Here is a 14,707-nt window from a genome sequence, read left to right as displayed (position 1 = left end):
TGCCGAGAGGGGATTTGATCGCACGTGTATTGAGCTGCTCGCCAAGGTGGAGCCGGTAACGGTGCGGGTAACGACAGTAAACGTTGCATAGAACCTGAATTAGATTCCCTTCTATTTGAAATTATTAGCGTTAACGCGGCGTTAACAGCTAGCTGCAATGGTTGGCGGGTGTCACCGCGCGTACCAATGCGGGAGTTAGATAGATGGTTCGAGTAGCAGTACTAATTCTTGTGAGCGTGCTGACCGCTAGCTGCGGCATCGGCCCTAGCGCCGTGTCTACGAGTTTCGCCGATACCGGCGACACTTCCTCCCTCACACCCATGTCGCCGTCCTTAGGCCTTGGCGGCAAATCAGCGACGGGCCGTCCCGCGCCGGGCACGCAGGTCGCCGCACACGATGACCGCATGCCGCCTGGTTCCTATGAAACGGCACCGAAAGGCGCTCTTGCTGACCGGGATTATTCCCACACGAGCCTGGATCCAGCAAAAGCGCTGGCGCTTATCAATCAGTATCGCGCTGACAAAGGCCTAAAGCCGCTGAAGCTCAACGCACAATTAACAGCAGCTGCTAAGGCTCATGCGCGCGATCTCGCGAAGTGGGACCGCATTTCGCATTTTGGTTCCGACGGTTCGAACCCCTGGGATCGCGTTAAGCGGGCAGGGTACAAGGCGAGCTTGGCGGCCGAGAATGTCGGCACGGGCCAGTCGACGTTTGACGAAGTTCTACGCGGCTGGAAGGAAAGCGCAGGCCACAATAAGAATCTTCTGCTGGCCGATGCGCGCCACGCAGGCGTGGCCCTCGTTCAAGATCCGCGCACGGAATTCAAGTCCTTCTGGACGTTGGTCATCGGCGCGTCCATGTGATTTCGGTCGGATAGGGCGCGCATCTGGCGCCCTGTGGGTCGGTCTGCCCAACACAAAAGCCAAACTCCACCTTTGAGAAAACGGCAACTTTACCAAGTTGCGGATTGGGGATTGGCTTTGTTTCCCAAGTCGTAGCCGCGTCGTGTGCGCTCGGCGTCCGGCCAATTCCGCTAACGCGTCCCCAGACGCCAGATGGCAATATCCAATCCAAGCCGTTTGCGGACGATCATGTATTGCAACACAGACAGAAGGACGAGCGAGGTAGACGTTCCGATGGCCGCGCCTATCAATCCATAGCGTGGCACCAGGATCAGATTGAGCCCGACACTGAACGCTGCGGTCACCACCATCGCAGCCGCACAACGCGTCTGCTCCCCCAGCATATTGAGAAGAAACTCCGCTGGTCCCAGGGCCGAGCGGAAGAGAAAGCCGACGACGAGGATAAGCATCACAGGAAAACCGCTCGTGAACTGCGGCCCGAACAGCCACAAGAGCGGGTGTCCAAGCGCCAGGATGACGCCAGCAGCGGCAAGTGAAGGCCAGAAGGTCCAATGCACGGCATCGCGGGCGCAAGCAACAAGCGCGGATCGATCACCGCGTGCATTAAGGGCTGAAAACTGGTTCGCGACCGCGCTGCCCACCGCGTAGTGAACGAACATGATCAAGCTCATGGTCTTGGCGGCGGCAAAATAAATTCCAACCTCCGTCGGGCTCAGATACGTCGAGACGATAAGTACGTCAGCGTTCTGAAGCATCAACTCGCAGGCTGCGATCACAAAAAGAGGCGCGGAGGTCTTTAGCCAGCGCCGGAAGTCATACGCTCTGGGAGGAGAATGGTCGGCCGGGATCTCAGCGGCAACGCGCCGCCCGATCAGCACGGTTTGAAGGATTGCGGAAAACCAGGTCGCGAGAATGGCAGCACCTGCCGCGGTCGCGGCAGACATCTCAAGCCCGATATCATGCGCTACGACCATTGCGATGAGCAGCATCAGCGGGCGGATGATGTAGGGCGGGACCAACGCTGAACTCATCCAGCCGCGGCCACGGCCAAGCCCATCCTGAAGATCGCCGAGCGCGTAAAGAGGCACGCAGATCAGGGCCAGATAGCCAGGAAGCAAATAGTAGCTGGCGACGAAATCCTGTAAGAGCCAGAGCCCGGCGATACCCACGAGGGCCACGGTACTTCCGACCGTGAGTACGAAAAGACTGCAGCCGTGCGTGAGGCCGCGTAGTCGCGCCAAATCACCGGTCTCGCGATATTCAGGCACCATTCGTATGACGACCATATTGAGTCCGAGCGGCGATAGTCCGCCAAGCACGAGAACCCACGTCCACACGAACACGTAGATGCCGTACTCGTACCCGCCCATCCAGCGGGCGAGCAGGATCTGTGTGATATAAAGCAGGCCCGCGCTGATGACACGGATCGCAAAAGCGGTCACAGCGTTGCGTTGAGAACGCGCACGCTCATCCGTACCAGAGGCAACGCTCGCAACGAATGATTTACCACGCGCCACGATAGCGGCGACCGGATGCCTGTGCGAGATCGTATTGGCCGTGCCAACAAGCTTGCCGTCAGGGGCGAGTGCCGCTGACTGTGTGTCACGTGAGGTCATACAAGGTGTCTCGAATTAGGACGCGAGCAGGGCCGTTGTTTGGATATCCTGCCCCGTACGTTCCCTCGCCCGACGCCGGACAAGGTTGGCGACTCCAGCCCATGCCAAAGCCCGAACGGCATTTCCTTGCCGATGGTGGAGGCTGGAGAAAAAGTCTGCGACTTCAGCGGCATAGATGCCGTGCTGGGCTTCAAGAGTGGCCGCCATGCATTCATGTTCGCATGCGGACTCGTCGGCAGCTTCGCCTGATTTCCAGTTGGTCTCCATCCTGTGCTTCTTTCTGTTTGCTGTTCTGAGCAACGAAAAAGCAAGTTCGGAGCCAAAGGATCGCGGCGTACCGTGAATTGAGCGTAGTACGCGCGATGACATATTTTGATGTGATGATTCAAAGAAGTGCCCGCCGCCTAACGAATGCGCGTTCACCTGTTTAGCGTGCTAAGATTACGATTGGATTGCTTTGCTGCGCAGACAGCGTTGGACGGCGCATGCAGTGAGCTTTACAACTTGACATGTAGAGCCGGGCGTACCCTCGTGAGGAGGCGCCGTATGGAGGGCGAAAGCGTGGCCAGTGTCTTGAACAGAGTAAGAGCAGGGCACGTCATTTGCGCGGTGGTTGCAGCCGTGCAGATCAGTATTGCGGCAAGTCCCGCTCTAGCGGCGGATGCAAAGGCGATAACACAGATCGTTACGGTTCAATCGGTCGACGTGCCGCCGTCCGCAAAGAAAGATGACCCTGCTCCATCCACAAAAGTCAGCCCCGATGCTGACAGCGGCTTAGCCGGCCCCAACGGTGGCAGTGAGGCAGGCCGCTCCGACCAGCCATGGGAGTTCCCGGCGCCCGGTTGTCCCTATGAGGAAGGCCCGTTGGATCTTATTGTCTGAAGAGCAAATCCCGTCTCTGTCTCGGCAACCAGTAAGTTCTTCTCAATTGGCGACGGATGCAGCTTTTGCGGGGGGAGGAACGGAGGCCTGCACGGGTTTAGCCCTCTGTGCCGCCCTGGCCTGCTTGACTTTGACCTTCGCAGCCCGAAGCTTCCTCGCCTGCGCACGGTTGCCACACGTCCAGGCCGTCACGGTGTGACGCACGCTGTGCACCCCCTCCGCGTCTGCGGCGATAGGCATATTGTCGATGCTTGTGGTGTTGAAAAGTTCTTTCCAGCCGTAGTGGCGAAAGCCGTGCTCCAGGAGACTGGCCGCGCGGATCGTGCGGTCCTTTCCAGAAGGCTCACCTAGAACAACGGCCATTAATTTGCGCCCGTCACGCGTCGCACTCGCCACGACATTGAAGCCGGAGTCGCAGATGAAGCCGGTCTTCAAGCCATCCGCGCCTTCAAAGGTGTTGAGCAGCCCGTTGTGCGACCCGAGCCGTTGCTTGCCGAGCTGAAAGGCCGACATCGACCAATAAGCCGAATATTCCGGGAACTCTGTGACAATGGCGCGCGAGAGCTTAGCTAAGTCCCGCGCCGTGGTGACCTGCGCATCATCAGGCAGTCCATTCGGATTGTTGAAATGCGTCCGCGTCATGCCGAGCCGCTTGGCCGTGGTGTTCATGCGATTGATGAATTGATCGTACGTAGGCCCGAGCTCTTCAGCGAGCATCACCGCAACGTCATTGGCGGATTTGACGATGAGAGATTTAAGCGCAGTGTCGATCGTTAGTTCAGCGCCAACGGGAAGACCAACCTTGCTGGGAGGCTCCTGATAAGCGCGCTCGGTACAGGTGATCTTAGTGTCGAGCTTGATTTTACCAGCCTTGAGATCCTCGAAGACGAGATAGGCCGTCATAATCTTCGTCAGTGATGCCGGATGCCACTGGTTATCCATGCTCTCGGAATAGAGAATTTTGCCGGTGCTGGCTTCAAACAGCAGAGCAGGGCCGGCCGCCGCCGTCTCGTTCATCAGCGCTGCACTGACGAACGGCACCAATGCCGCGATGAGATAGCGCATAATCGAAATCCCAGAGCTTGCCAGACGTCGCAAGAGTGTTCCCATAAAATCGGAAGTAACACAGGTTCCAAAGGCCGGGCAATGCGTGCGCGGCGAACACTTTTACCCTTGTGGACATGAAGCCGCACTTCAAAACGGACGCAAACCTTCCGTGCGGCCCCAAAACTCAGGCTTTTTCTGACGCTGTTGGCCGAGCTGAGGCGATTAACGACAAGAGATTATCGCTCAACAGCCGCGCCGTCCGGTGAAAGCCCCGAAGTTGTGCTTCAACGTCAGTCGAGAGGCGGGCGGCCTTCTCAGGTCCGAGAGCCTCATTAAGACTAGCTTTATATTCCGGAATTTGTTCCCAGTCGCTGACGGTGCTGCCGGTTATTTCCATGTGGTACTGAAAGCCGTAAGCCCATTTGCCCCATCGGATCGCTTGCGTCGGGCATGCTGCATTGGCGGCAAGGACTTCGCACCCCGCCGGCAACTTCGAGACCTCTGCGCTGTGCCATTGGAAGGTTTCAAGCTCAGGCGGAACGCCAGCCAGAGCAGGATCGGCACGCCCCGCCTCGGTAAGGGCGACTGTGGCAAGACCGACTTCGGATGCTTTCATCAACGAGACCTCACCGCCAAGTGCATCGGCGAGAAGCTGATGACCAAGACAGATGCCGAGGTAAGGGCGCCCCATATCACGGACCCAACGGCGGATTGCAGCCTTCTCAGGAACGAGCCAGGGATGGGCGTCTTCCTGCCAGACATCCATCGGGCCGCCCATGACGGTCAAGATATCGAAGTCTTCAAGCGCCGGGATCGTTTCTCCTTCGCCGAGTTCAACGACATGCTCCTCGTGTCCGGCTTGACGCCAGAAGTCACCGAGGACTCCCGTGTGCTCCACAGCGAGATGTTGAAACACCAAGATACGCATTTTCCCTCACTTACTCGTCTCCATCGCCGCAACATTGGCTCCAACCAAATGGCGGAAACTACCAAACGATCGCGGGTCTCGAGATCATCAGCCACAGGATTGTCAGCACCGCACCGAAGGCTGGAAACCCGAAAATGAACCATAGCCGAAACAGCGCGTGATAACGCGATGGCAATTCTTCACTACGCAAGGCCGCAGCACAGGCGAGGTCGCGCATCTCGATCTGCATCCAGACGACAGGCAGCCAGAAAGCACCCGTCACCACATACAGGAGCAAGGATACGACAATCCATCCTTCCAAGAGTGAGTACCCCGCCTGCCACGCGAGCGCAGCGCCGCTGATAGGCTGTGCAACGACAGCCGTTGCTGTGAACACAAAATCCGCGATGACGACGATACGCGCGACCGCAGCAATGGTCGCGGTGTTGCCGGTGCGATGTGCGGCGAGCATGAAGAACGCGATCCCCGCGCCCGTTCCGAGAAGTACGGCAGCACCGATGATGTGCAGGAACTTCAGGAGAAAGTAATCCATCAACGCTCCTCTAGGATCGCGAGCGCGACCCAGTGCAGCACGAAGATCGGCACGACTTTCACGAACGGCCCGAGCGGATCGCTCCATAAGTCCGGCAGTAGGACCGTTCCTGCTACGAGATAGACCGCAGCCAGTCCCATTGCCGCATAGAGCCCGCGTCGCGCCGTTGGACGATAGACAATGGCAAGTCCTACGCAGATATCGGCGAGAGCTCCCGCAATTGCACCGACCTCGGCGAGCGCTCCTGCACCGGCTCGGTACATCGTTTCCACGGAAGCAGCGAAACCCGTAGTCAGCGTTATGAGGCCTGTTGCAACCCAAAACATTGCCAACGCAACGAGTACAGCAACGCGTGGAAGATAGAGCCGTGCGAACCAGCGTTCCTGCACCGTCGACGGATACTTCGCGAGAGCGGCGGGGAGGGACGCTGGCTTGATGCCCGTCAGGTCACTCCACGCTTGCGCTTCACCCGCGACGCCGCGCGCCAACTCGCGCCGAGCGGTTGTGCGCAGGGGAGGCCGCCACCCAAGCCAACCGGCAAGATCGCCCAGCCAATAAAGCGGTGTCATCGTCCAGTCGGGTAACGCGATGGTTCGCGCCGGTGGCCATCCGAGCCATTTCCGATATAAGCCCACGACGTCTTCAAGCGATTGCCGCTCCGGACCAACAAGATCCAGTTCCACGCGAGACGGCGCAGAGGGATCGAGAAAGAATGATACGGTAGCGGCCACGTCTTCCAGTTGAACGGATTGTAGCGCGCCGGTTTGCGGCATCAGAGGTAGCAACGGCAAAGATGCGAGACCGCGCATCAGCGCGCTGGCGCCATACACTTGCCGCCCCAATACGACGGAGGGCCGCAAGACCACCCAGTCAAGGTCGCGATCCATCAACGCTCGGTCGCCGGTCATTTTACTTTCCGAGAAGGCCGACACTTGCTGGCGGTCGGCGCCGATCGCTGAAATCTGGATGACCTTGCGGAGTCCAAGTCTTTCGCACGCAGCGAACATCGCAATCGCACCGGTGACGTGAACATCGTGCGTGCTGTCGCGGATACTGTCTTGTAGGACGCCCGCGCAGTTGACGATGGCATCGATACCAGCCAGCGGCTCCAGCCAATCCTCCGGCGTGATCGCTTTTGCGACGTTCAACTCGCGATGCTGTTGGGCACTGGCCGGAACAATCTTGGTTCCCGGCCGGACAAGCGCGGTGACCTCGTGTCCGTCCGCTGCCAAGCGGGCACAAATTCCAGAACCGATCAGGCCCGCTGCACCGGTAACGAGAACCCTCATATGCCCCCCTGAGATATCGCGGCCCGTCGATAGAAGTCTAAGCGGCGATCTAAAACGTCAAACCTAATCGCTCGCTGTTCTATCCGGAAGAAATGCAACGCGATCACGAACAGGATTGCGGAGACGCATCGGTTGGCGGCCAACGCTCGGCGCAACGTGCCAATAAGCTGCATGAATTCCGTTATGATGAAAATGTGTGGGAGCAAAGCAACACTATACAGCATTCCGCCAATGCACGATTGCGGCGTCATAGGGGCACTGCATATCATGTCGAAAATTACATAAAAAATAAGGGTAGTGCGTACCATGCGTAAGTACGGCGTAACTGTCGCAACGCTCGCGGCTAATGTTTGTGTCCTGTCCCCGGCAGTTGCCCAAGAGCAATACGAACTCCCCGCGATCATAATCAGCAAGCCGACGGCCCCAGCGGCGGCGAGTTCTTCTGGCTCTTCTACCGCCGCTTCCGCCCAGCCCGACCAAGGTTCGTTCCCAGCCGCTCCCGCTCCCGCCACGGCAAGCAGCACAGAGCAAATCGGCCAAACGGGCTTTCGCCGCACGCAATCTGATCGAGTCGTCGAGCAGGTGACTACGGTCCAGGAAGTCACGGCTGAGGAAATCAAACGCTCCAATGCGCAGACTCTGGATCAGGCCATCGGCTTGGTCCCGGGCCTCTACGTCCGCAACGGTGGCGATGGTGTCCCCCGCATCGATGTGCGCGGTCTCCGCACGCGAAATGTTTTGTTGCTGATTGACGGCGTGCCGCTGAACTCAACCTTCGACGGTCAGTTCGACCCAAGGTCCATTCCCGTAGAAAACATCGCGCGCATCAAGATAACGCGCGGCGGCAGTTCAGTCTTATACGGTCCCGGCGGCAACGCGGCCGTTATCGACATCATCACAAAGAGCGCCGCGCCAGGCCTGCATGCCACGACCGACATCGGAGCGGGCTTCGGTCACGAGAAACATGCCCGCGCGACGTCGAGCTATGGGTCAGACTCCTTCCAGGCATTTATCTCAGCATCGGCCTATGACCAGAAGGCTTTTCATCTTTCTGACGACTTCGATTTCACGAGCCTGCAAACAACCGATCGCCGGGTGAACAGCGACCGCGAAGATCGCGCCCTTTACGGTAACTTTGTCTGGAAGCCATCGGATAACGTCCAATGGGGTGTCAGCCTCAACTACCGCGGCGGCGAATATGGCAAACCGCCAAACACGCAACTGCAGGGCAGTACGGGGCTGGGCCGTTTTGCGAATAGGACACGGTTCGAACGCGTCGACGACTACGATAATTTCAGCGCACAAACGTCTGGGCTCGTCAACCTCGGCAACGGGCTGACCATTCGCCCGACGGCCTACATCAACCAGCTCCGCGAACTCACCAACAACTACGACGATGCCGGGTTTAATACCCAGGCAAAGGCCAGAGCCTTCAGCGAAGACGCGACGACCACCATTGCAGGTGGCGGGGTTCAGACAGCGTATCGTTTTGGGGAAAACCTCCTCACTCTCGCGTTGGAGGCGCGCAATGAGTCTTGGCGTTCGACGGGCTTCTCCGTTGAATCTTCCGGCGGCGGAGGAGGAGGAGGAGGAGGTGGTGGCGGTGGTGGAGCCGGCGTCACCGTTAATCCCCTCGACGAAGATCACGACCTGCAGGTCTATTCAGCAGCCCTCGAGCAAGAGCTTGCGGTAACCGACAGGCTGTCCTTTGTCGTTGGCGGTGGTTACGCAGCGCAACAGCGCTCGGGTGAAACCGACGGCGACTACACGTATCTGCTTGGTACGCGCTACGCGTTGACCGAAACAACGGCTCTGCGTGGATCGATCGCCCGCAAGATCAGGTTTCCAACGCTGCGCGACCTCTATGACGTGGATCGCGGCAATGAGGATCTGCAAACCGAAATCACACAGAACTACGAAGCTGCGATTGAACAGCAAATTCCGTTCGCGAATGCGTTCCTGAGCTTCGGTGTGTTCCAGACAGATGCCGAGAACTTCATTGAGAACAACAACAATCGCTTTGAGAACATTGCCGAGCTTCGTTTCAGAGGCATTGAAGCGACTGCTCACTATGCAGGTATTCCGGGGCTCGAACTCGTCTCAGGCTACACGTACCTTGACTCAGAAAATCTTTCGCCCGGCGCCACGACAAAGGAACTTCAGAATCGACCTGAGCACAAATTGACGTTCTCGGCTCTCTATCGTTTCGATACGGGGCTCAGCCTTTCGGCGGACTACCTCTATATTGCCGGCAGCAAGGCTCTCACGCGCGATAGCATCGTTCCCGCGGACGTTCTCGAACTTGACAACTATCACGTCATCAATCTCGGCGTGGCTCAGGAAATCGCGGATGGCCGGTTCGAAATCTACGGCAAGGTGGAAAACCTTCTCGATGAGAACTACGAGCACTCCTTCGGCTACCCGGAACTGGGCCGTACATTCTATGTCGGCTTGAGAACGAAGCTCTAAGCAGCCCCTTAAAATGAAAAAGCCCTCTGCAGGAAGTTCAGCAGAGGGCTTTTTCTTTTGACCACAACGAGTGGGATCTAGCTGCCCCGTTGGTTATGACTGACGCGCGCCCATGCGAGCCACATCAAGACGGCGACCAAAGCTCCGGCAAATCCGAACATCAAGTGGGTCGAAATCGGATAGAGCACGCCGTGCCGCAAAGACCCGAAGTGCATACCGAGCCATTCCGCCCCCGCAAAGCGCATGAGCGGCTTTGTAGCAAACGCAAGGGCCACGAAAACTGGAAGAGCTAAGACCAGCCGATCCCGCAAAGCCGGAATTGCCATCACGACGAGGTCGACGAAAACACCCGGAGCAAGGTCTAAAATCGGCCCTGACCATCCGTCGTGACCGGATGATCCAAAGGCGAAAGCGGTGGTGGCAGCCGAGAAGGCGACAATCGTTGCAGACCATCTGTATGTGCAGATCAGCCGGCCAAACACCAACAGCCCCATCGCTTCGATGCCGTGCCGTCCAGGCAGGTTCAGAGGAAACCGAAAGGTTTCATGTAACACGACAATGAGCGCGCCGAGCAGCAGCAAGAACATCAGACGCGGCAACGTCAGCGGCCCGGAGGCCTCAATACTGTTTGATAATCTCTTTGGGGACGATTTTCCAATCGTGGTCGCCATGAGCTCCCTCCATTATTTTCTCGATTAGCAATACGGCCTTATCGTCCAGCAGGACCGGACGCGGCCAAGGATCAACGAGCACGCGCGCATCGGCCGCTAAGATTTCGTCGTCAGGCGTTCGGATGATGTCGATGCCGGTTGAACCGAGCAGATAGGCGACGGTAGCCACGCCCGTCAGTTCGCGAACTCCGGCGACCCAGACGAAGCGTCCATCATGCCCGCCTTTGCGCAGCCCAACGCAAGCGAGCGCCCCGATCACGCCGCCTTCATCACCCGTAACGCCTTCAAGGTGGATGTCTGTTCGCCGCGCGAGCTCACGGGCCATGTCTTGATTTAAGACGGTGTTTTTTGCGCTCTTTCCGTATGTCACCACATCGTCGGGAATTTCGTCGAAGGGCGCGATGCAGAATGCAGCGTCTGACCCTGGCGCCGATTCAGCGCGCAAAAACGAACGGCAAAGCTCTGCAAGCTCAGATAGGGGACGACCGCCCCACGTAAGGTCGAGACATAGCGCGCTGTTGTGTGAGGTGTAGCGAATATCAGGATGCACGAAGAGCTGATGGCGTGAGATGCCGCGGACTTGTGCAAGCCCTTCACCCGCGAGCCGTAGCCCGAGTTGGCGCGCTCGATAACCGGTCCCCCGGCTCTCGAGATTATCCGTGTCATCGATCCCCAACAAGACGCGCATGAGCCACCCCGATCCGATACGCATTCAGGGTAATTCTTATGCATGAGTTTCAGAAAGTCGATATTTTTCGTCTAGCAGGGAGGTGTACGAAGAGTTTGCCGCTCCCGTTTGTGTCAAATTTCGAGTTTCCACCACACGATAGGCGATGACCTCAGTCCGGGTTGAGCGAGGCTGATTTTTTCGCGCAAAGCCAACCCCGTCCACGAGTGGGGAGAACCGAGAAGGAAACGTGGTAGGGAAGCAATTTGCGTGGCGCTAGGTTATAGCGTCGCATGTTTTACGAAGGCGAGGCTCGCCCGATGGGTCGGAGCGCAGAGGCAATTTCTGTCGCCAAAAAAGGCGAGCAGATCATCGCTAAAAGATACGAAATTGCGGGCGCATTCGAACGCTACCCGCCGCGTGAGCGGCTCAATGAGCTGGACTGCCCTTAGCCCTGCATTGAAATAACCGAGCTACAAACGACAGACGCCCCCTCCACGCTTCGGAAGGGGGCGTCCGCAAGTTCTATATATTAGGCTGCCTTGGATTGAGCTGCCTTGAGCGCCTCAAGAATATTTTCCGGAGATGATGCGCCGTAGGGATCAGTCTCACAGTTGTCCGAGAAGCCCTCTTCTTCGAACCACTGCTCGATGACGCCATTGTTCACGACGGCTGCATAGCGCCAAGAGCGCATCCCGAAGCCGAGGTTATTCTTGGCAACGAGCATGCCCATCTTGCGCGTAAACTCACCCGAGCCGTCTGGGATGAGCTTAACGTTGTTGACGCCTTGCGCCTTGCCCCAAGCATTCATAACGAACGCATCGTTGACGGAGATGCAATAGATCTCATCGATGCCCAGCGACTTGAACTCCTCATACATCTTTTCAAAGTTCGGAAGCTGGTACGTGGAGCATGTCGGAGTGAAAGCACCCGGCAGAGAAAACAGAATCACGCGCTTGCCACCGAAATAGTCGGCCGTCGTCTTCTGTTCCCAGCGGAACGGGTTGGGTCCACCAACGGATTCGTCGCGGACGCGGGTTTGGAACGTAACGTCTGGAACTTTTTTCACGATCATCGGATGGTCCTTTTTTAATCTTGGCTACAGTCGTCCTTGGGCCAATCGACCATGGCTACTGCAGTAATTTTGCGAGCACACTTCACCCGTAAGTAGCTTTCGACGCGCACCATTTTGGACGTGGTGGGTCGCAGTGCAGTCAATGTAACGAGGGTTTACGAAGGTCGACGACCCGATGTCGTCCTTTGCGTATCGACAGTCAAAGCCGTCGGCGCCGAACGGTGATACGTCGGATCGTATTGCTAAGGCTCCCCGCCACAATAGTATGACGCAAGCCATTGTAATGAATGGCGAAAGAAACGCCAATGATCGCGATTGCGGCGTTATGATGCACGTGCGGGACACTGCGCCGAAGTTCTGCTGCCGGATTGCGCGAGATTTGCCCTAGAAAGCGATGTGACATTAGAAGGGGGCGTCTTGCTAAACATTCAGCAAGACTATGAGAGACCGTCGCGAGGGAAAGTCATGGTGCCCCTGGCCCGACTCGAACGGGCACGTCCTTGCGGACAACAGATTTTGAGTCTGTCGCGTCTACCAATTCCGCCACAGAGGCACACCGGCTATCGGGCCGGGAAGGCGCGCATAATACTCAGCGCGACCGGTCCGTCAACGAAACGATCGCGCTATGTGCAACTTCTTATCATGCCGCTTTCGCGACGCCCATCACAAGCTTGACGATATCGGCCATGATGTCGTTGAGCTGAAAGTCCTTCGGGGTATAGACAGCCGCAACGCCCATAGCCTTCAGTGCCTTTGCGTCTTCCGGAGGGATGATGCCGCCTACGACAACGGGAATGTCGTCCAGACCTTCTGCGCGCATACGATCCATGACTTCTTTGACAAGCGGCACATGCGATCCGGACAGGATCGACAAACCCACGACGTGAACACTCTCGTCGAGCGCCGCCCGAACGATCTGCGCCGGGGTAAGCCGGATGCCTTCGTAGACAACTTCCATGCCGCAGTCGCGCGCGCGAACCGCAATCTGTTCAGCGCCGTTAGAGTGGCCATCGAGACCGGGCTTCCCGACAAGGAACTTGAGCCGGCGGTCGAGCTTTTCCGATGCCATTTCAACTTGCGAGCGCACGTCTTCCAGACCCGAGCGTTCTCCCTGAGGCCCGGCTTGGGCAACGCCCGTTGGAGCACGGTATTCGCCGAAGATGGTGCGCAATAAACCACCCCACTCGCCCGTCGTGACACCCGCTTTAGCACAGGCGATGGAAGGTTCCATGACGTTGCGGCCTTCGCGTGCGGCAGCTTCAAGTTCAGCAAGTGCGGCTTTGACCGCTTTGCCGTCCCGGTTAGCACGCCAAGCCTTAAGACGCTCGACCTGCTGTGCTTCCACGGCAGGATCAATAACCTGAATGGCGCCTTCTCCGGCCGACAGTGGCGACGGTTCGGTTTCCGTCCAGCGATTGACGCCGACGACGATCTGTTCGCCCGTTTCGATGCCGCGCAGACGCTCAGTATTACTCTCAACCAGACGGCGCTTCATGTAGTCAATTGCGTCGACCGCGCCGCCCATCTTTTCGATCGTTTCCAGTTCGGCGCGGGCTTCGTCTTTCAGCTCGGCAACCTTGCGCGCGATCTCAGTCGATCCATCGAAGATGTCGCCGTATTCCAGCAGATCGGTCTCGTAAGCCAGGATCTGCTGCATTCTCAGCGACCACTGTTGATCCCAAGGGCGTGGCAGACCAAGCGCCTCGTTCCAGGCAGGGAGCTGAACGGCGCGTGCCCGTGCGTTTTTGGAGAGCGTCACGGCGAGCATTTCAATCAGGATGCGATAAACATTGTTTTCCGGCTGGGGCTCGGTAAGTCCGAGCGAATTGACCTGCACGCCGTAGCGGAAGCGCCGGAACTTCTCATCTTTGACGCCATAACGCTTCTCTGTGATTTCGTACCACAGTTCCGTGAACGCCCGCATCTTGCTGATCTCGGTGACGAAGCGCAGCCCAGCGTTCACAAAGAACGACACACGGCCAACAACGGTAGCGAAATCGTCTGCCGGAACCTCACCGGACGCTTTCACAGTATCGAGCACGGCGATGGCGGTGGCCAGTGCATACGCGAGTTCCTGGACCGGCGTCGCTCCCGCTTCTTGCAGATGGTAGGAACAGACGTTCGTGGGGTTCCACTTCGGAACCTGCGCGTAAGAGAAGACGATGGTGTCCTTGATCAGGCGCAGGGAAGGCTCCGGCGGGAATACATACGTGCCACGCGAGAGATATTCCTTGATGATGTCGTTCTGGATCGTGCCTGTCAGCGATGTGCGGGGCGCACCCTGCTCATCGGCGACCGCGACATAAAGTGACAGGAGCCAAGCGGCCGTCGCGTTGATCGTCATCGACGTATTCATCTGATCGAGCGGAATACCGTCGAGCAGAGATCGCATGTCACCGATGTGGCTGACGGGAACACCAACCTTGCCGACTTCGCCGCGGGCGAGTTCGTGGTCGCTGTCGTAGCCAGTCTGTGTCGGCAGGTCGAACGCGATCGAGAGGCCGGTCTGCCCCTTCGAAAGATTTTTACGATACAGCTCGTTAGACTTCGCGGCCGTCGAATGGCCGGCATACGTTCTGAAAATCCACGGCCGGTCGCGCGGAACCTTGCCCGTCGCAGCGTCACCGGACTGCTTGCCTGTGGTGTCCTTAAGCTTCTCGCCCATCCC

Annotated in this window: 13 protein-coding genes and 1 tRNA gene; 3 read left to right on the top strand and 11 right to left on the bottom strand. The window is 57.9% G+C overall.

What is annotated here, in order from left to right; genetic code table 11:
* Positions 1-203: 203 nt before the first annotated feature.
* The gene (locus tag K5845_RS02265; RefSeq protein ID WP_287958280.1) at positions 204-863 is read left to right on the top strand and encodes a CAP domain-containing protein; all 660 of its coding nucleotides are present in this window, start codon (positions 204-206) and stop codon (positions 861-863) included.
* A 170-nt stretch (positions 864-1,033) separates the two neighbouring features.
* Here K5845_RS02265 and K5845_RS02260 read toward each other — a convergent pair whose 3' ends face one another.
* Positions 1,034-2,479: a lipopolysaccharide biosynthesis protein gene (locus K5845_RS02260; protein ID WP_287958279.1), complete on the bottom strand. Its 1,446-nt coding sequence runs from the start codon at positions 2,477-2,479 to the stop codon at positions 1,034-1,036.
* Between the two features lie 15 nt (positions 2,480-2,494).
* Positions 2,495-2,746, bottom strand: a complete 252-nt coding sequence (locus K5845_RS02255; protein WP_287958277.1) for a hypothetical protein — start codon at positions 2,744-2,746, stop codon at positions 2,495-2,497.
* A gap of 279 nt (positions 2,747-3,025) precedes the next feature.
* On the opposite strand from K5845_RS02255, the gene K5845_RS02250 reads away from it, so the two are divergent.
* The gene (locus K5845_RS02250; RefSeq protein WP_090226763.1) at positions 3,026-3,361 is read left to right on the top strand and encodes a hypothetical protein; all 336 of its coding nucleotides are present in this window, start codon (positions 3,026-3,028) and stop codon (positions 3,359-3,361) included.
* Positions 3,362-3,403: 42 nt separating this feature from the next.
* Here K5845_RS02250 and K5845_RS02245 read toward each other — a convergent pair whose 3' ends face one another.
* The 4 genes from K5845_RS02245 to K5845_RS02230 form a co-directional block, all read right to left on the bottom strand.
* Positions 3,404-4,426: a D-alanyl-D-alanine carboxypeptidase family protein gene (locus K5845_RS02245; protein ID WP_046480060.1), complete on the bottom strand. Its 1,023-nt coding sequence runs from the start codon at positions 4,424-4,426 to the stop codon at positions 3,404-3,406.
* Positions 4,427-4,592: 166 nt separating this feature from the next.
* A complete protein-coding gene (locus tag K5845_RS02240; RefSeq protein ID WP_287958276.1) occupies positions 4,593-5,336 on the bottom strand; it encodes a type 1 glutamine amidotransferase in 744 nt (247 codons plus the stop codon).
* Between the two features lie 58 nt (positions 5,337-5,394).
* Complete coding sequence (locus K5845_RS02235; RefSeq protein ID WP_287958275.1) at positions 5,395-5,868, bottom strand: DUF2269 family protein; 474 nt, start codon at positions 5,866-5,868, stop codon at positions 5,395-5,397.
* Positions 5,868-7,157 carry an SDR family oxidoreductase gene (locus K5845_RS02230; protein ID WP_090226758.1) on the bottom strand — a complete coding sequence of 430 codons (1,290 nt, stop codon included), beginning with the start codon at positions 7,155-7,157 and terminating at the stop codon, positions 5,868-5,870. The genes K5845_RS02235 and K5845_RS02230 overlap by 1 nt, the downstream gene beginning before the upstream one ends.
* 306 nt (positions 7,158-7,463) lie before the next feature.
* On the opposite strand from K5845_RS02230, the gene K5845_RS02225 reads away from it, so the two are divergent.
* The gene (locus tag K5845_RS02225) at positions 7,464-9,626 is read left to right on the top strand and encodes a TonB-dependent receptor plug domain-containing protein (protein WP_287958273.1); all 2,163 of its coding nucleotides are present in this window, start codon (positions 7,464-7,466) and stop codon (positions 9,624-9,626) included.
* Between the two features lie 77 nt (positions 9,627-9,703).
* On the opposite strand, the gene K5845_RS02220 is transcribed toward K5845_RS02225, so the two are convergent.
* The 5 genes from K5845_RS02220 to K5845_RS02200 form a co-directional block, all read right to left on the bottom strand.
* On the bottom strand, positions 9,704-10,297 hold the full coding sequence (locus K5845_RS02220) for a hypothetical protein (RefSeq protein ID WP_287958272.1): 594 nt from the start codon (positions 10,295-10,297) through the stop codon (positions 9,704-9,706).
* A complete protein-coding gene (locus K5845_RS02215) occupies positions 10,245-11,009 on the bottom strand; it encodes a hypothetical protein (RefSeq protein WP_287958270.1) in 765 nt (254 codons plus the stop codon). The genes K5845_RS02220 and K5845_RS02215 overlap by 53 nt, the downstream gene beginning before the upstream one ends.
* A gap of 487 nt (positions 11,010-11,496) precedes the next feature.
* On the bottom strand, positions 11,497-12,039 hold the full coding sequence (locus tag K5845_RS02210; RefSeq protein WP_046477410.1) for a peroxiredoxin: 543 nt from the start codon (positions 12,037-12,039) through the stop codon (positions 11,497-11,499).
* 466 nt (positions 12,040-12,505) lie between these two features.
* Positions 12,506-12,592: transfer RNA gene (locus K5845_RS02205), tRNA-Leu, on the bottom strand.
* Positions 12,593-12,679: 87 nt separating this feature from the next.
* Positions 12,680-14,704, bottom strand: coding sequence for an ethylmalonyl-CoA mutase (locus K5845_RS02200; RefSeq protein WP_046477411.1), 2,025 nt, complete (start codon positions 14,702-14,704; stop codon positions 12,680-12,682).
* Between the last annotated feature and the right edge of the window lie 3 nt (positions 14,705-14,707).

Source organism: Filomicrobium sp., from assembly GCF_025698805.1.
Lineage (GTDB): Bacteria > Pseudomonadota > Alphaproteobacteria > Rhizobiales > Hyphomicrobiaceae > Filomicrobium > Filomicrobium insigne.
Note: the sequence above shows the minus strand (reverse complement) of the source record. Positions and strands in the feature narration are given on the sequence as shown.

Excerpts from the sequence above, each read along its gene's own strand:
- K5845_RS02265 (WP_287958280.1), top strand. The coding sequence starts at position 204 with ATGGTTCGAGTAGCAGTACTAATTCTTGTGAGCGTGCTGACCGCTAGC.
- K5845_RS02225 (WP_287958273.1), top strand. The coding sequence starts at position 7,464 with ATGCGTAAGTACGGCGTAACTGTCGCAACGCTCGCGGCTAATGTTTGT.
- K5845_RS02200 (WP_046477411.1), bottom strand. The coding sequence starts at position 14,704 with ATGGGCGAGAAGCTTAAGGACACCACAGGCAAGCAGTCCGGTGACGCT.
- K5845_RS02215 (WP_287958270.1), bottom strand. The coding sequence starts at position 11,009 with ATGCGTATCGGATCGGGGTGGCTCATGCGCGTCTTGTTGGGGATCGAT.
- K5845_RS02245 (WP_046480060.1), bottom strand. The coding sequence starts at position 4,426 with ATGCGCTATCTCATCGCGGCATTGGTGCCGTTCGTCAGTGCAGCGCTG.
- K5845_RS02250 (WP_090226763.1), top strand. The coding sequence starts at position 3,026 with ATGGAGGGCGAAAGCGTGGCCAGTGTCTTGAACAGAGTAAGAGCAGGG.
- K5845_RS02240 (WP_287958276.1), bottom strand. The coding sequence starts at position 5,336 with ATGCGTATCTTGGTGTTTCAACATCTCGCTGTGGAGCACACGGGAGTC.
- K5845_RS02255 (WP_287958277.1), bottom strand. The coding sequence starts at position 2,746 with ATGGAGACCAACTGGAAATCAGGCGAAGCTGCCGACGAGTCCGCATGC.
- K5845_RS02210 (WP_046477410.1), bottom strand. The coding sequence starts at position 12,039 with ATGATCGTGAAAAAAGTTCCAGACGTTACGTTCCAAACCCGCGTCCGC.
- K5845_RS02230 (WP_090226758.1), bottom strand. The coding sequence starts at position 7,157 with ATGAGGGTTCTCGTTACCGGTGCAGCGGGCCTGATCGGTTCTGGAATT.
- K5845_RS02220 (WP_287958272.1), bottom strand. The coding sequence starts at position 10,297 with ATGGCGACCACGATTGGAAAATCGTCCCCAAAGAGATTATCAAACAGT.
- K5845_RS02235 (WP_287958275.1), bottom strand. The coding sequence starts at position 5,868 with ATGGATTACTTTCTCCTGAAGTTCCTGCACATCATCGGTGCTGCCGTA.
- K5845_RS02260 (WP_287958279.1), bottom strand. The coding sequence starts at position 2,479 with ATGACCTCACGTGACACACAGTCAGCGGCACTCGCCCCTGACGGCAAG.